This window comes from Oceanicaulis sp. (genome assembly GCF_965249665.1).
In the GTDB taxonomy this organism is placed as follows: Bacteria; Pseudomonadota; Alphaproteobacteria; order Caulobacterales; family Maricaulaceae; genus Oceanicaulis.
In genome coordinates this window covers 1,364,876-1,380,120 of the sequence record NZ_OZ252247.1, presented here as the reverse complement: position 1 = coordinate 1,380,120, position 15,245 = coordinate 1,364,876, and the positions used below count along the sequence as shown (strand labels likewise).

The 15,245-nt window shown below is 63.8% G+C and carries 13 protein-coding genes; 7 read left to right on the top strand and 6 right to left on the bottom strand.

The features are described 5' to 3' along the window. Position 1: 1 nt before the first annotated feature. From ACP154_RS06625 to ACP154_RS06605, 5 genes are all read right to left on the bottom strand, one after another. Complete coding sequence (locus ACP154_RS06625; protein ID WP_421860645.1) at positions 2-1,582, bottom strand: 2-isopropylmalate synthase; 1,581 nt, start codon at positions 1,580-1,582, stop codon at positions 2-4. Continuing rightward, positions 1,579-1,845, bottom strand: coding sequence for an ACT domain-containing protein (locus ACP154_RS06620; RefSeq protein ID WP_421860647.1), 267 nt, complete (start codon positions 1,843-1,845; stop codon positions 1,579-1,581). The genes ACP154_RS06625 and ACP154_RS06620 overlap by 4 nt, the downstream gene beginning before the upstream one ends. Before the next feature lie 3 nt (positions 1,846-1,848). After that, on the bottom strand, positions 1,849-3,543 hold the full coding sequence (gene ilvG, locus ACP154_RS06615; RefSeq protein WP_421860650.1) for an acetolactate synthase 2 catalytic subunit: 1,695 nt from the start codon (positions 3,541-3,543) through the stop codon (positions 1,849-1,851). A gap of 22 nt (positions 3,544-3,565) precedes the next feature. Then, on the bottom strand, positions 3,566-4,579 hold the full coding sequence (ilvC, locus tag ACP154_RS06610; protein WP_107712222.1) for a ketol-acid reductoisomerase: 1,014 nt from the start codon (positions 4,577-4,579) through the stop codon (positions 3,566-3,568). A 123-nt stretch (positions 4,580-4,702) separates the two neighbouring features. Beyond that, positions 4,703-4,831 (bottom strand): hypothetical protein, encoded by a 129-nt coding sequence (locus ACP154_RS06605; RefSeq protein WP_421860653.1) that lies wholly within the window; start codon positions 4,829-4,831, stop codon positions 4,703-4,705. Positions 4,832-5,160: 329 nt separating this feature from the next. Here ACP154_RS06605 and ACP154_RS06600 point away from each other — a divergent pair, with 329 nt between their 5' ends. The 5 genes from ACP154_RS06600 to ilvD all read left to right on the top strand — a co-directional run bounded on the left by ACP154_RS06600 (position 5,161) and on the right by ilvD (position 11,175). Further along, the gene (locus ACP154_RS06600; RefSeq protein ID WP_421860657.1) at positions 5,161-5,313 is read left to right on the top strand and encodes a hypothetical protein; all 153 of its coding nucleotides are present in this window, start codon (positions 5,161-5,163) and stop codon (positions 5,311-5,313) included. A 118-nt stretch (positions 5,314-5,431) separates the two neighbouring features. Beyond that, complete coding sequence (locus ACP154_RS06595) at positions 5,432-7,216, top strand: homoserine dehydrogenase (RefSeq protein WP_421860660.1); 1,785 nt, start codon at positions 5,432-5,434, stop codon at positions 7,214-7,216. A 21-nt stretch (positions 7,217-7,237) separates the two neighbouring features. Next, the gene (locus ACP154_RS06590) at positions 7,238-8,191 is read left to right on the top strand and encodes a homoserine kinase (RefSeq protein ID WP_421860662.1); all 954 of its coding nucleotides are present in this window, start codon (positions 7,238-7,240) and stop codon (positions 8,189-8,191) included. Beyond that, positions 8,182-9,483 (top strand): threonine synthase, encoded by a 1,302-nt coding sequence (gene thrC, locus ACP154_RS06585; RefSeq protein WP_421860664.1) that lies wholly within the window; start codon positions 8,182-8,184, stop codon positions 9,481-9,483. The genes ACP154_RS06590 and thrC overlap by 10 nt, the downstream gene beginning before the upstream one ends. 6 nt (positions 9,484-9,489) lie before the next feature. Beyond that, positions 9,490-11,175 carry a dihydroxy-acid dehydratase gene (gene ilvD / locus ACP154_RS06580; RefSeq protein ID WP_421860666.1) on the top strand — a complete coding sequence of 562 codons (1,686 nt, stop codon included), beginning with the start codon at positions 9,490-9,492 and terminating at the stop codon, positions 11,173-11,175. 5 nt (positions 11,176-11,180) lie between these two features. Here the strand turns inward: ilvD and ACP154_RS06575 are convergent, their stop codons facing one another. Next, positions 11,181-11,759 carry a WHG domain-containing protein gene (locus ACP154_RS06575; RefSeq protein WP_107712218.1) on the bottom strand — a complete coding sequence of 193 codons (579 nt, stop codon included), beginning with the start codon at positions 11,757-11,759 and terminating at the stop codon, positions 11,181-11,183. Between the two features lie 282 nt (positions 11,760-12,041). On the opposite strand from ACP154_RS06575, the gene ACP154_RS06570 reads away from it, so the two are divergent. Further along, on the top strand, positions 12,042-12,527 hold the full coding sequence (locus ACP154_RS06570) for a YHS domain-containing (seleno)protein (RefSeq protein WP_107712217.1): 486 nt from the start codon (positions 12,042-12,044) through the stop codon (positions 12,525-12,527). Between the two features lie 164 nt (positions 12,528-12,691). Continuing rightward, positions 12,692-15,181 (top strand): zinc-dependent metalloprotease, encoded by a 2,490-nt coding sequence (locus ACP154_RS06565; RefSeq protein WP_421860669.1) that lies wholly within the window; start codon positions 12,692-12,694, stop codon positions 15,179-15,181. The last annotated feature ends 64 nt before the right edge of the window (positions 15,182-15,245 follow it).

The window sequence follows — 15,245 nt, the reverse complement described above, 5'->3', positions numbered from 1 at the left end:
TTCAGGCGGCGTGAGCTTTGGCGTTGCGTCGGCGACGCACAGCGCAGGCATTGTTGAGCGCGTCGATATAGGCGGAGACGCAGGCGGGAATGATGTCGCGGGCGCGGGCGCGGCCGGAAAACACCTCGCCCTCCACATTGGCCTTGAGATCGACCAGCACATCCGCGCCCTGCCCGTCTTCACCGGCGTCGTGGGCGTCGGCGGCCACATACTGCATCTCGATGTCTTCGACCCGCGCGGGTGTCTCCATGATCTGACTGACCGCGCGATAGGCCGCGTCCAGAGCGCCCGGCGCGCTGGCGATGTCGGTCACCTGACCCCGGCGGCCATGGTCCATTTCAATCCGGGCCACCGGATGATCCTTGGGCGACAGGGGCGAGCGGATGTCGATCCGTTTCAAAGTCCACAATTCAGCCTCTCCTTGCGTCCCGCTTTCGAGCCGCTCCAGCAACGCAGACAATTGGCCGGAATCCACCAGCCCGATCTCGTCCGCCAACGCCTTGAAGGCGTCGAAGGCGGCTTGCAGGTCTTCCCCTTCCAGGCTCCATCCAAGCTCCTGGGCGCGGGCGGCCAGGGCGTGTTTGCCAGAATGCTTTCCCAGCACGATCTGGTTGGAGCTGAGCCCCACATCTTCAGGTTTCATGATCTCGTAGGTTTCACGGTTTTTCAGAACGCCATGCTGGTGAATGCCGGATTCATGAGCGAAGGCGTTCGCTCCGACGATGGCCTTGTTGCGCGGCGGATGGGTGTTGGTGGCTTTGCTCAGGGCCCGGCTGGCCGCCATGATCTGGCGGCTGTCGACATGTGTGGTCAGGTTAAAGACATCCCGGCGGGTGCGGATCGCCATGACGGCGTCCTCCAGCGCGCAATTGCCCGCCCGCTCGCCAATGCCGTTCACCGTGCACTCGATCTGACGCGCGCCGCCGCGCACCGCCGCCAGCGAATTGGCGACCGCCATGCCCAGATCGTCATGGCAATGCGCAGAGAAGATCACCTCATTCGCCTTAAAGACTTTCTCCGTCAGGTGTTTGAACAGCTGATAGATCTCGTCCGGCGTCGAATAGCCGACCGTGTCGGGAACATTCAGTGTCTTCGCTCCGGCCTCAGCGGCGATGGACAGCGCCTCGACCAGAAAGCCCCGCTCGGTTCGGATCGCGTCTTCGGCGGAAAACTCCACATCGTCAAAATGTGTCCGCGCCAGCTCGACCATATCCTTGATGCGGGTCAGCACCTCGTCCGGCGTCATGTTGAGCTTGAACTCGCGATGCAGTGGGCTGGTCCCCAGAAAGATGTGCAAGCGTTTGTTCGGCGCGTCCTTCAGCGCCCGCGCCGCCGCATCGATATCACCCGGCGTGGTGCGCGCCAGCGAGCAAATGGCCGGGCCTTCAATCTCCTGGCCGATCCGCTCAACCGCTTTGAAATCGCCCGGGCTTGCTGCGGCGAAGCCCGCTTCGATCACGTCTACTTTCAAGGCTTGCAGGGCGCGGGCGACGCTCAGCTTGCCCGTTTCGGACATGGAAAAGCCCGGCGCCTGTTCGCCATCTCTCAACGTGGTGTCAAAAATGGTGATCGACCGGATCATGACACGGCCTCGAACGCCGGCGTCATTGATGCGGTGCGGACGGCGCTGACGCCGTAGATCTTGGCGATTTGCGCACACAGCGTGCCCATGCGCCGACCGGGGTCACGCGGCTGGACGGTCAAATCCATGCGCGCCTCGCCAACGTTCGGCATCTGGGGCAGATCGACGCCGCGGACTTCAAACCCGCGACGCTCGACAAGCCCGATCAGACGCAGGATCGCGCCTTCACTGGGGCGGAATTCGATCTCGATCCGGTCTGTCATGGATCAGGCCTCCATCATGTCAGCATTGGATTTGCCCGGCGGCACCAGCGGCCAGACATTCTCTCGCGGGTCGATGCGCACATGGCACAAGATCGGCCCGTTCGTGCCCAGCAACCGATCAATGGCGGCGGGCGCATCCTCGCGGCGGTCGAGGGTGAAGGCTTCGACCCCGAAAGCGCGCGCCACAGCGGCGAAATCGGGATTGTCAAAGAGATCCACCTCGGAGAAATTTTCGTCGTAAAACAGCTCTTGCCATTGCCGGACCATGCCCAGCTGGGAATTGTCCAGCAGCACGATTTTCAGCGGCAGGCGGTAGCGGCGCAGGGTCGCCAGCTCGTGAATATTCATCATGATCGAGCCATCCCCCGACACGGTGATCACCGTGGCGTCGGGTTCCGCCATCAAAGCGCCGATGCCTGCAGGCAGGCCATAGCCCATCGTGCCCAGTCCCGCGCTCGTCAGATGCGCTTGCGGCCGTGAGAACCGGCAATGCTGCGCCACCCACATCTGGTGCTGGCCCACATCGCAAGTGATAATGGCCTTGTCGCCCGCCCGTTCTGAGATGTCTTTCAATAGCTTGGGCGCATAAATGCCCGATCCCGGCGCGTCATAGCGCATGGCCCAGCGCTCGGCGGCGTCCGCGCAGCGTCGCCGCCAGGGCGCAATGCTCAGAACACCGGGCTCTATCCGGTCCAGCGTTTCGGCCAGGTCACCGGTCAGTCCCACATCCGCATCACGCAGTTTGGAGATTTCAGACGGATCGACGTCAAAATGTACGATCCGGGCGTGAGGCGCGAATGTGTCGAGCTTGCCCGTCGCGCGGTCATCAAACCGGGCGCCGATACAGATCAGCAGATCGCTTTCATTCACCGCCAGATTGGCCGCTTTCGTACCGTGCATGCCCAGCATGCCCAGAAAGCCCGGCGTGTCAGTGGGCAAGGCGCCCAGGCCTTTCAGGGTCGCCACCGCCGGTATATCGGTCCGCGCGAAAAAGCGCCGCAGCGCGTCTTCCGCCTTGGCCAGGGTCACGCCGCCGCCAATGTACAGCAAAGGTCGCTCAGCCTGGGCGATCAGGGCCTCCGCCTGTGCGATTGTTGCTGGCTCTGAAGGCGCGCCTCTGGCGGGCGCCCGAACCGTCTGATCCACCGAGGGGAACGCCGCAGACGCCTGTGTAACGTCTTTTGGCAAGTCAATCAGAACCGGTCCGGGCCGCCCGCGCTTCGCCAGCTCGAAAGCCTCGGCGAAGATCTTTGGGATGTCAGCTGCATCCCGTACCAAAAAGGAGTGTTTGACGATGGGCAGGGTGACGCCGAAAACATCGATCTCCTGAAACGCGTCTGTGCCCATCAGAGGCGTCGCCACCTGGCCAGTGATCGCCACCATGGGCACCGAATCCAGAAACGCATTGGCGATCCCGGTCACCAGATTTGTCGCGCCGGGGCCTGACGTGGCCAAGCACACGCCCACCTCGCCCGATACCCGGGCATAGGCGTCCGCCGCCAGCGCCGCCGCTTGCTCATGACGCACCAGAACATGCTCCAGACCCGAGCCCGGCAAGGCGTCATAAACAGGCATGATCGCCCCGCCGGGATAGCCGAACACCTTGGTGACGCCTTCCGCGCGCAACGCCTCGACGACCAGATGGGCGCCGGTGCGGTGCAGATTGGAGGCGGGCGTGGTTTGAGGCTGGGCGGTCATGGGCGTGCTCCTGCGATCCGCGCTAGGCTTGGCCAGCATTGGCGCCGGGTTGCAGCCAGGCCATGCGGGCGCGCAAACGGGCGCCGGTTTTTTCGATGTCCTGCTCCAGATCGGCGCGCAGCAAGGCGTCGTATTGCGGCTTTCCGGCCTGGTTCTCCACGATCCAGTCACGGGCGAACTTGCCCGTCTGGATGTCGGTCAGCACCTCGCGCATCCGCGCCTTGGTCTCGTCATTGATGACGCGGGGGCCGGAGACCAGATCGCCGTATTTGGCGGTCTCGGAGATGAAATCATGCATGCGCGAAATGCCGCCCTCATACATCAGGTCGACGATCAGCTTGAGCTCGTGCAGGCACTCAAAGTAGGCAATTTCAGGCTGATAGCCGGCATCCACCAGGGTTTGGTACCCGGCCGCGACCAGTTCGGACGCGCCGCCGCACAACACCGCCTGCTCGCCAAACAGATCGGTTTCGGTCTCCTCGGCCAAGGTGGTCTCGATCGCGCCGCCGGCGGTGCCGCCATTGCTCTTGCAATAGGCCAGCGCCTTGTCGCGCGCCTGGCCTGATGCGTCCTGATGGATCGCGAACAGTGAAGGCACGCCGCGACCGATCTCAAACTCCCGGCGCACCAGATCACCCGGACCTTTGGGCGCAACCAGCACCACGTCGATATCCGTGCGTGGACGGATCTGGCCGTAATGGATCGAAAAGCCGTGCGCCACCATCAGCGTATCGCCGGGCGACAGCTGCGCGGCGATATCACACTCATACACGTCTTTATGGCTCATATCGGGGGTGAGGAGCGCCACGAAACTGGCTTTCTTGGCCGCTTCGGCGGGGGTGAACACCTCAAACCCGTCATCCTTGGCCTTGGCCTCGGCCTGACCGCCAGGGCGCGCGCCGACAATCACCTGCTGACCTGAATCGCGCAGGTTCCGGGCATGGGCGCGGCCCTGGCTGCCATAGCCGATAATGGCGATGAAGCCAGGCTTCAAAGCGTCTGAATTGGCGTCGTCGTCGGTGTAGATGCGGGTCATGGGTTTTCAGTCTTTCCGTGGCGTTTGAGGCGGGCTCGGTTTTGGCGTTTGGGATTGAGGCAAAGAAAAACCCCCGCTCCGGTGTGGAGCGGGGGTTTGCTTGGGTCTGGGATTTGATCTCCGTCAGACAGGCGCCGCCGCTCCACCGTGGGTGGTAATAAGGACTACGACGACAACAAGTACGACCGAGCCGGTCAGCGCAGCGATACGCTGGGCGTCCTGGGTCAGGGTCTGGGTCTTGGCGTCGCGCATGGCGCTGTCTCCCGGTTTCATACTGATGCCGCCCGCCCGGTTTGTCGGCGGAAACGGCGCGCAATCAATGTCCGGCGATGCGACTGCTCTCGTCTCGCCAGACTGTGTAAAAACCCTAAGTCGGAAATGCTGCAACGCGCAACACCAAAATGTCCGAACAACTCAGAAAAAATATTTTCTGCATTTAATCAGCTATTTACGGGGCAATTTTTCCAATGCCGGACAAGATTTGTGGTTTTTAAGCCACAGAGCCCCGGTTGACGGCGTGTGGAAAACCCGGCCACGGTACAGCCGATGCTGCGCAAATGCAGCACGTTCAGGAGATGATCATGACCCGCCTCTCGCAGGTCCAGTACGAAGCCGGAATGACCGTGGCGTCCGCCGCGATCCAGTGCACGTGCGTCACCTCCACCGCGCTCACAACCACCACCATTACCACCATTACCACCACCCTGACTCGAGGGCGGGACGGTACGGGCTGAGCGCGACACACGCGAAATATTCAACCCCAGACCAACCCGCTCCCCGAAACCGGCGAGCGGGTTTTTTCTTGCCTCAAACCAGCCGCTCGCGACCCACGACTGAAAAAGGACTGATCCGATGGATCCCCAGCTTAACGCCTCCTCAGCCTCCAAAGGCCTGTGCGTCCTCAAATTCGGCGGCTCCGTGTTGACTTCGGAAGCCGACTACGCCGCAGCCGGCGCAGAAATCTACCGTCATGTCCGGGCGGGGGAGAAAACCATCGTGATCGTCTCGGCGCTCAAAGGGGAGACCGACACCCTGCTGGCCCAGGCCGACGCCAATGGCGGGGACGCCTTCCCCCACATCACCGCGCGACTGGCGCGACTGGGCGAATTCCGGTCCGCCGCGCTCATGGGGCTGGCGCTGTCGCGGCTGGGCCTGCGCGCCAAGGTGCTCGACCCGCACGAAATCGGGCTGATGGCGGAGGGCGATCCCATGGATTCCAATCTCAGCGAGCTCGACAAGGACGCCATGGCCGCCGCGCTTGAGGAGGCTGACGCGGTTGTTCTTCCCGGCTTTACGGCCTGTCATGCAGAGCATGGCGCCGCAACGCTGGGCCGAGGCGGGACGGATCTGACGGCGGTATTTTTCGCTGTGAAAGCAGGCGCAAACCGGGTGCGGCTGATCAAGGATGTGGACGGCGTCTACACCGATGATCCGGCCAAGGACCCGCATGCCCAGCGCTATGACGCGCTTGATTATGATCAGGCGATGGACGCCAGTCGCGGCCTGATCCAACCCAAAGCCATCGAAGCGGCCAAAGCTGCTGATCTGGTTGTGGAAGTCGCCGCCATGGGCGCCAGCGAAGCCACCCGCATCGCCTCGGGCCCTTCCGTCATCGGTCGTCCGCGCCATCGCGGGCCGATGAAAGTGGCCCTTCTGGGGTGCGGTGCGGTGGGCTCGGGCGTGCTCGACCATGTGCTCAGCCATCCTGAGCTTTTCGAGTTGAACCCGGTGCTGGTGCGCAATGCGGGCTCACGCGCGGATGACCGCCGCGCGATCTTCACCTCAGACCCTCATGCCGCGCTCGCGGGTGAGCCCGATCTGGTGGTCGAAATGACGGGCGGCGCTGACGGCCCCGCTGAACTGATGCTGCCGCCTCTGCGCAACGGTCAGCATGTGGTCACCGCCAACAAGGCCGCTGTCGCCAAGCATTACGACGCCCTGCATGACGCCGCCCGGAAAGGCGGATCGCAGCTGAAGTTCTCGGCCTCCGTCGGCGGCGGCGTTGTCGTGCTCGAGCGCTTGTCCGACCTCAAGCAGCATGGCGTGGTCGCGGTGGAAGGCGTGATGAACGGCACCGGCAATTTCATCCTTGACCAGCTTGGTCAGGGCGTCGCCTTTCAGGAGGCGGTCGCCGCCGCCCAGCGCATGGGGTTCGCCGAAGCCGATCCCAGCGCTGATGTGGATGGTCATGACGCAGCGGACAAGCTGTCCATTTTGATCCGCGAAGCGTTCGGCGCGGATTTGCCGCCTGAAAAAATCGCCAAGCAATCGCTGAGCGAGGTCTCCGCCGAGCAGGCCCAAGAGGCGCTCGCCAAGGGCCAGATCTACAAACAGATCGGTCAGTGCAAGCTGGGCGCGGGCGGGGTTGTGGATGCGGAAGTTCAGGTCCGCGCCGTTCCGCAAAACCACCCGCTCGCCGGCGCCCGCAATGAAGAGAACCGGTTTCTGCTCACCCTGGCCAATGGGGAGGTTTGCGCCTTGCAGGGCAAAGGCGCAGGACGCTGGCCGACCGCTGCAGCTGTTTTCGGCGACATGATGGACATCCGACGGGCTTGGGCGTGTGATGGCGCCGCCCATGCGCACGCATCGTCCGTTCGCTCCCCCCTTCGGGCGGACGATGCGTTGCGCAGCGCCTGACGGAAAGGACGCGTATCTCTCATGACTGCATTCGCGCGCGCCAGCGCCCCGGCCAGCATTGGTAATGTCGGGGTTGGATTTGATGTCCTGGGACAAGCGTTCGACGCTGTCCGAGATGAGGTCGTCGCTCACAAAGAGGAGATGCCAGGCGTGCGTCTGGGCCAGGTTTCCGGCCTGATGACGCAGCTGCCCGACACCCCGATGCGCAACACCGCCCTGCGCGCCGCTCAGGCCGTGTTGCGAGCCGTGAACGCGCCCTTCGGCGTGCGTCTGGACGTGATCAAGGGCGTCCCGATCAGCGCCGGCATGGGCGGATCAGCCGCCAGCGCAGTGGCCGCCGCCGCCGCCGTCAACGCCTTGCTGGACAAACCTTTTGCCACGCCGGACTTGCTGGCTTTCGCCCTGGAAGGGGAACGCGCCAGCGCCGATCCGCCCCCCTGGGACAATGTCATGGCCTCGCTTCTGGGCGGACTGGTGATCGCCGCGCAGCTCGATCCCGCCCTGGTCAAACCCATGCCCGTTCCCAAAGGCGTCACCGCCATTCTGTTTCATCCCGACGCCAAGACTGAAACCCAGGCCGCACGGGACGTGCTCAAGCCCGAAACTCCGCTGAACACGGCGGTCGAGCATGCGCGTCGCCTGAGCGCGTTTACGCTGGGCTGCGCTGTGTCCGACCTCGATCTTATTCGCGCAGGGCTTGATGACATTCTGATCGAGCCGCAGCGCGCTTTTCTGTTGCCCGAGATGCGCGACGTCAAAGCCGCCGCCCTCGGGGCGAACGCTCTGGGATGCTCGTTCTCGGGCTCCGGGCCTTCAATCTTCGCCTGGGCGAGCGATGACGACGCCGACGCCGTTGAGCAAGCGATGGCGGATGCTTTCAAAACCGCTGGCCGCGGAACGCGCGTCTATCGTGCGCCGCTAGAGAGCGCCGGCGTGCGTCTTGAATCTGTCGAGGAGCCAGAAGCATGCGCCTGATCTCTACGCGAAACGGCGCCAGCGCCAGCTCCATCTCAGACGCGATCCGTGTGGGGTTGGCGGGCGATGGCGGCCTGTTCATCCCAGATGAGTTTCCTCAAGCACAACTCAGCGGATTAACGGCGCAAACCAGCCTCAAAGAGACGGCCCTGACCCTTTTTGAGCCTTTCTTCAAAGGCGATCAGCTGGAAAGCGCTTTACCTGAACTGGTCGATGAGACCTATGATTTTGACGTGCCCTTGGTGAACCCGCATCCGGGGCGACCGGGCGTGTTCGCGCTGGAGCTGTTTCATGGTCCCACCGGCGCGTTCAAGGATGTCGGCGCGCGCTTTCTGATGCGCTGTCTGGACACGCTGGGCGACCCAAACGCCCCCTTCACCGTGCTTGCCGCCACCTCTGGCGATACCGGCGGTGCGGTGGGCTGCGCCGCGGAGGGCCGCCAAGGCGTGCGCGCGGTGATCCTCTATGCCAAAGGCCGCATATCGGCGTTTCAGGAACGCCAGCTCACTTGCTGGAAGGCTCCTGTGACGGCGCTGGAAGTGGATGGTGATTTCGACGCCTGCCAACGCATGGTCAAGGCCGCCTTCGCGGACCGGGACCTGAGCGCACGCCACAACCTCACCAGCGCCAATTCCATCAATATCGCCCGGCTCTTGCCCCAGGCGGCCTACATGGCCTGGGCCGCGCGGCAAGCCTATGAAAAGAACGGCGTCAAACCCGGCCTGATCATCCCCACGGGCAATCTCGGTCATGGGGTCGCGGCGATCTGGGCCCGCCATATGGGCGCGCCCTGGGGACCGATTGTTCTGGCCACAAACGCCAACAGGACCCTGGCGGACTGGGCGATCTCCGGCCGGTATGAGCCGCGCGCCTCCATCGCCACCCTTGCGAACGCCATGGATGTAGGCGCGCCCAGCAATTTCGAGCGCCTGAACGCGCTACCCGATGACGCGGCGCGCCTCTCGGTAGAGCTGGTGGAGGACCGGGCCATCCGGGCTCGGATCAAGGCCGATTATGAACGCTCGGGCTATGTGTGGTGTCCGCATTCCGCCACCGCCGCCGAGGCCTTGTCGCGCATGCGCGAGTTTGACCTGCATGCGCGCCCCTGGGTGATCGCCGCCACCGCCCACCCTTACAAGTTCGCCGATGTGGTCGAGCCGCTGATCGGTCAAACCCTTGACCCCTCTGAAGCCCTGGCCGAGGTGCTGAACCGCTCCACGCAGTCCGAGCCCTGCGGCGCGGACCTCGACGCTTTACGCCATCATCTGAACGCCCAGAACGAAACGGCCTGATTGGACATGACCGACAAGACCCGCCCCTCGCATACATTGATCAAGGGGCCCGCCCGCGCCCCGGCGCGCGCCATGTTGCGCGCCGCCGGCTATGATGATGAGCGTATGGCCAAGCCCATGATCGCCATCGTCAACACCTGGACCAGCGTCACCCCGTGCAACATGCACCTTCAGGGCCTCGCCGATCATGCGCGCGCCGGTATTGAAGCGGCGGGCGGCACAGCGGTGGATTTCAACACCATCGTTGTGACTGACGGCATCTCCATGGGCACGGAAGGCATGCGCGCCAGCCTGATGAGCCGCGATTGCGTAGCCGATTCCGCCGAGTTGGCGGTGCGCGGCCATTCTCTGGATGCGGTCCTGTTTCTGGTCGGCTGTGACAAGACCCTGCCCGGCGCAGCCATGGCGGCGGCCCGGATGAATTTGCCCAGCGTCGTGCTCTATGGCGGTTCGATCATGCCCGGAAAGCTGCACGACAAAGCGGTGACCATTCAGGATGTGTTCGAAGCTGTCGGCGCCTGCGCCGCGGGCAAGATCAGCGAAGACGAACTGATAGACGTGGAAAAAGCCGCCTGCCCCGGCGCGGGCGCGTGCGGGGGCCAGTTCACCGCCAACACCATGGCGCTGGCGCTGACCGCGCTGGGACTATCGCCCATGGGGCTTAATGACATCCCCGCCGTTCATCCCGACAAACCTGGCGCCGCGCGCAAAGCGGGGGAAGCGATTGTGGACGCGCTGAACGCCAATCGCCGCCCGCGAGATATCATCACGCCGACGAGCCTGAAAAACGCCGCCGCCGCCGTCACCGCAACCGCCGGGTCGACCAATGCGGTTTTGCATTTGCTGGCCATCGCGCGTGAGGCCGGGATCAGCAAAGACCAGTTCGATATCGACGTGTTTGACGCGGTCAGCCGTCAAACCCCTGTGATCGCCGACCTCAAGCCCGGCGGCCGTTATATGGCGCCGGATATGGCGGCCGCGGGCGGCGCGCGCCTGTTGCTGCAACGCTTGCAGGCCGCAAAGCTCATAGAGGATGCGCCCACCGTCACCGGCAAATCCCTGTTTGAAGAAGCCGGGCTCGCCACAGAAACCCCCGGCCAGGACGTGATCCTGTCCACAGACAAGCCGCTCAAATCACGCGGCGGCTTTGGCGTGCTCTATGGCGATCTGGCGCCGGATGGCTGTGTGGCCAAGCTCGCCGGGCATGACCGGTTATTCTTTGAAGGCCCCGCCAAGGTCTATGACTGCGAGGAAGACTGCTTTGCGGCCGTAAACGCGGGCGGGATTGAGAAAGGCGACATCGTCGTCATCCGCAATGAAGGCCCTGCAGGCGGACCGGGCATGCGTGAAATGCTGGCGGTGACCGCCGCCATTCAGGGCGCAGGGCTGGGTGATGATGTCGCCTTGATCACAGATGGCCGCTTTTCGGGCGCGACCTATGGCTTCATGGTGGGCCATGTGGCGCCGGAAGCCGCTCATGGCGGGCCGATCGCCTTTATTGAAACCGGCGATGTCATTGCGATCGACGTCGAAAACCGCCGCATCGACGTGAAAGCCGATCTCAAAGCGCGCATGGCCAAGGGCTTCACCCCGCCTGCACCCAAATACCGCCATGGCGCCTACGCCAAATACGCCAAACTCGTCCATTCCGCTGCGGATGGCGCGGTAACGAGTTTCCCGTTTGACGGATGAAAGGATCAGGACCCCGGGTCGTCCAGCGCCTTGATGTGCACGATCACGGCGCGGACCACCTGGTCCTCCCACGCCTCGTCATCGTGTTTGAGCGTCGCTACATGATGGCGAAGGCTGACAAAACCATGGATCAGCGCCCAGATCTGTAGCGCGGCGTCGCGCGTTTGGGGCGGCGTATGATCGGGCAGGAACTCCGTCGCCACCTTTAACAAGCTCGCAAAGGCGCGCCCCGCCGCCTGACGCGCCGCGTCTGAGGGGGTGAAGTCCGGTGCTTGCTCGCCAAAGATCAGCCGGTAATGGGCTTCATGGGCCTGCACGCTGCGCAGATACTGGCGCACCACGGTCTCAATCGCCGCGTCGCGCTCCATCGCCTTGTCTGGCAGGATGGTTGTGGCTTCGACCTGTTCAAACCCTTCGATATACAGCGCATCCAGAATGCCCTGCTTGCCATCGAAATGACTGTAAATCCCGATGGTCGAGACCCCGGCTTCCCGCGCAATCGCGCGCACGCTCAACGCCTTAGAGCCCGATTGCAAAAACAGCTTTGACGCCGCCTGCATGATCTTTGTTTTCGCATCAGACATTGTTTGAGTCTGGAGGGGCCCTTCTTGCGTCTTTCCCTGATTATAACGCCGTTATGACCAGCTCAACCCTTGTGGGCCGTCTCAAGACCCGTGCGCGCAGGATAGTGTCGCATCCCGCCCTCCAGCTTGCCCCATAGGGGAGTTCCCCGACCGTAAAAGCCATTAGGGGGAATTGCGTCTACAAACCGGGTTCGGATTTGTCTCTTTTACCTGAGCTGACCGAAGGCGCTGCGCCTTCCATTCTGCTCGCTGACCTCCAGCGCGCCCACTCGGAGAGAGACCATGAAAACCCTGATTTCCACCGCTCTGATCGGCATTGCGCTGGTCGCGACCACCGCCCCGATCGCCCTGGCCGAAGACGAAAATAACGTCACGTCCGGTTACACTCTGGCCGGCGCGCCGCTGGGCCTACACGGCTCAGACCCGGTGGCGCTGATCGAGACAGGCATTCGCCTTGATGGCAGCGCCGAGTTCGCGCACGTTCACGAAGGCGTCGCCTATTACTTCAACACGCGCGCCAATCTGCGCACCTTCCGCCGCAATCCAGACCAGTACATTCCGGCCTATGGCGGCTTTTGCACGCTGGGCGTGGCCCTGGGCAAGAAGCTCGACGGCGATCCGCGGTTTTCCGCCGTACGCGACGGTCAGCTCTATGTCTTCGTGAACGAGGAAATCCTGCGCAACTTCCTCAATGACGAAGCGGGCACGCTGGCGCGCGCAGAAACCAACTGGACCGAGATCGAGCACACCGCAGCGTCCGAGCTTTAAGGGCGTCCCCTTCCCTTGCAGCGTAAGGGTCTCCCCCTGCCCTTACCGGACACGAACGGGCGGTCGCAACGCGGCCGCCCGTTTGCTGTCCGCCCCTGTTCAAATCCGTCCGGTCTGACTAGCTTTCCCTCATGAGCGCGAAACGCGCCAAGGGGAGACTGACCATGTTGCGAGTGATCACCGGCGCTATCGCGCTGTGCCTGTTCATGTCTGGCGCACAAGCGTTGGCGCAGGACGAAGCGAGCTTTACCGAAACCGTCGAAGGACTGAGCCGTCAGGACGGGCTGATCACGCTCTATCCCGACCCCGCCCAGGGCCGGGTGCTCGCCGCGCTCTCCCCGTCTGACGACGGTGTGCTGGGGCGGATGATTTACACAGCGCGCCTGACCTCGGGGCTGGGATCAAACCCGGTGGGGCTTGACCGGGGCCTGGGGACCGACACCTGGATCCTGCGCTTCACCCGGGTGGGTGATGCGGTCTTCGCCGAGTTTGAGAACACCCGCTACGCCGCCCTGGGCGCGGGCGCGGATGAACGCGCCGCAACGGCGCAATCCTTCGCCCGCTCGGTCATCTGGCGCACCGACATCCTGTCTGAAAGCACGGATGGCGAGGTGTTGATCGATCTGTCCGGTTTTCTCACCCGCGATCCGATCGACGCAGTCGGGGCGCTCAAGCGCGCAAGCCAAGGGTCGTTTTCCGTAGACGCAGACCGCAGCGCGCCCTTGGCTGACAGCGTGCTGAGCTTTCCTGAAAACATCGAGATCGACACGCTTCTGACCCTCTCAGCAAGCGATCCCGGCGCGGAAGTGCGCGCCACCGCGCCCTATGCAGACGCGGTGACCCTGACCGTGCATCACTCCTTCATTGCGCTGCCCGAAGACGGTTATCAGACACGCGCGTCGGATCCGCGCAGCGGCGCCTTTGAGCTGACGCGCTATGACATGGCGACACCGCTCGATCAGCCCTTGCAGCGCGGCTATGCCCGCCGTCACCGGCTGGAGCGGATTGATCCGAACGCCGCGTCCGGTCCTGTGGTCGAACCGATCGTCTATTATGTGGATCGCGGCGCGCCCGAGCTGATCCAGCAAGCCCTGATCGAGGGCGGCAACTGGTGGGCCGAAGCCTTTGAAGCCGCCGGCTTTGAAGACGCCTATCGCGTTGAGCTTTTGCCCGTAGGCGTGCATCCGCTGGATGCGCGCTATAATGTCATTCAATGGGTGCATCGCCAGACCCGCGGCTGGTCCTATGGCGCATCCGTTGTCGATCCGCGCACCGGCGAAATTCTGAAAGGACATGTGATCCTGGGCAGCCAGCGCGTGCGCCATGACCGGCTGATCTTTGAGGGCCTGATGGGCGTGGGGCAGACCGGCACCGGCGCGGCGGACGATCCGCTGGAGCTGGCGCTGGCGCGCGTGCGTCAGCTCTCCGCCCACGAGATTGGGCATACTTTGGGGCTGATGCACAATTTCGCCGCCAGCACCAATGACCGCGCCTCGGTGATGGATTACCCCGCGCCGTTGATCCGCTTTGACGACACGACGGGCTTTGACGCGTCTGAGGCGTATGATGTGGGGATTGGGGAATGGGACATCGCCTCGATCGCCTGGCTTTACAGCCAGTATCCTGACGCCAACGCGGAAGCCGCCGGGCTGGAAGCGATCCTGCAGCAAGCGCGTGAAGACGGTCTTCTCTACATTTCCGACCGGCATGCGCGGGGCAATAACGCCGGACATCCGCTGGCCAATCTGTGGGATAATGGCTCAGACCCGGTGGAGGCGCTGAACGACACGCTGGATGTGCGCGCAGCGGCGCTCTCGCGCTTTGGGACAGACGTGCTTGCGCAAGGCCTGCCCTTGAGCGAGATCCGTAATGTCTTCCCGCCCATCTATCTCTATCACCGCTATCAGGTGGAGGCCGCCGCCAAGGCGCTGGGCGGGGTTTTGTTCGCTTATGAGCTCAATGGCCCGAATGTGTCAGGCGTCACCGATTACGACCCGGGCCAGCAGCGGCGGGCGCTGGCGGCGCTTTTGCAAACGCTGGAGCCTTCAAGCCTCGACATTTCCGATGAGACGCTCAGGCTGCTCACCCCGTCGCCCTTCACCGATTACGACGCCATCGCCCAGCGCGAACAATTTGAGACCGATCAGTATCCTGCCTTCAGCCGCGCCAATGCAGCGGCCGCGGCGGGCCGGATCACCTTGGCCGCCATGCTGGCCCCGGCGCGTCTGGCGCGTCTGGACGAACAGGCCGCCCGCAACCCCGACGCGTTAAACCCTGAAACGGTTCTGGCCCGGATCGACAGCGCCGTCTTTGACGCGCCGCGTGACGAGCCGGCGCGTCTGGCCCCGCTGCGCGCCGCGCTGCAGGACGAATATGTCAGTCAGCTTCTGACCGTGGCCGGCGGCTCGACGCCCAGCGCAGCGCGTCTGGCGCGACCCGCGCTGCTGGATCTGCGGGCAGAGCTCTCCGGACGCCGCACGCGCGTCAGCGATGCTCAGGCTGTCGCCTTGCGCGCGCAGATCGAGGCCGGGCTTCAGGCGATTGACGAGGGTCGCACCCTGTCCATCCCCAACACCGACATCCCGCCGGGCAGTCCGATCGGGGCGGATGGATGTTTCCATTGCGATAGCGGGGCACGACTGGGGCTGGACTAGACCTGGGGGGCCGGGGCGTTTCACCGCGTCCCGGCCTGCGATCTGATGGTGTTTTTGGCGCGCC

Excerpts from the sequence above, each read along its gene's own strand:
- ACP154_RS06625 (WP_421860645.1), bottom strand. The coding sequence starts at position 1,582 with ATGATCCGGTCGATCACCATTTTTGACACCACGTTGAGAGATGGCGAA.
- ACP154_RS06620 (WP_421860647.1), bottom strand. The coding sequence starts at position 1,845 with ATGACAGACCGGATCGAGATCGAATTCCGCCCCAGTGAAGGCGCGATC.
- ilvG (WP_421860650.1), bottom strand. The coding sequence starts at position 3,543 with ATGACCGCCCAGCCTCAAACCACGCCCGCCTCCAATCTGCACCGCACC.
- ilvC (WP_107712222.1), bottom strand. The coding sequence starts at position 4,579 with ATGACCCGCATCTACACCGACGACGACGCCAATTCAGACGCTTTGAAG.
- ACP154_RS06605 (WP_421860653.1), bottom strand. The coding sequence starts at position 4,831 with ATGCGCGACGCCAAGACCCAGACCCTGACCCAGGACGCCCAGCGTATC.
- ACP154_RS06600 (WP_421860657.1), top strand. The coding sequence starts at position 5,161 with ATGACCCGCCTCTCGCAGGTCCAGTACGAAGCCGGAATGACCGTGGCG.
- ACP154_RS06595 (WP_421860660.1), top strand. The coding sequence starts at position 5,432 with ATGGATCCCCAGCTTAACGCCTCCTCAGCCTCCAAAGGCCTGTGCGTC.
- ACP154_RS06590 (WP_421860662.1), top strand. The coding sequence starts at position 7,238 with ATGACTGCATTCGCGCGCGCCAGCGCCCCGGCCAGCATTGGTAATGTC.
- thrC (WP_421860664.1), top strand. The coding sequence starts at position 8,182 with ATGCGCCTGATCTCTACGCGAAACGGCGCCAGCGCCAGCTCCATCTCA.
- ilvD (WP_421860666.1), top strand. The coding sequence starts at position 9,490 with ATGACCGACAAGACCCGCCCCTCGCATACATTGATCAAGGGGCCCGCC.
- ACP154_RS06575 (WP_107712218.1), bottom strand. The coding sequence starts at position 11,759 with ATGTCTGATGCGAAAACAAAGATCATGCAGGCGGCGTCAAAGCTGTTT.
- ACP154_RS06570 (WP_107712217.1), top strand. The coding sequence starts at position 12,042 with ATGAAAACCCTGATTTCCACCGCTCTGATCGGCATTGCGCTGGTCGCG.
- ACP154_RS06565 (WP_421860669.1), top strand. The coding sequence starts at position 12,692 with ATGTTGCGAGTGATCACCGGCGCTATCGCGCTGTGCCTGTTCATGTCT.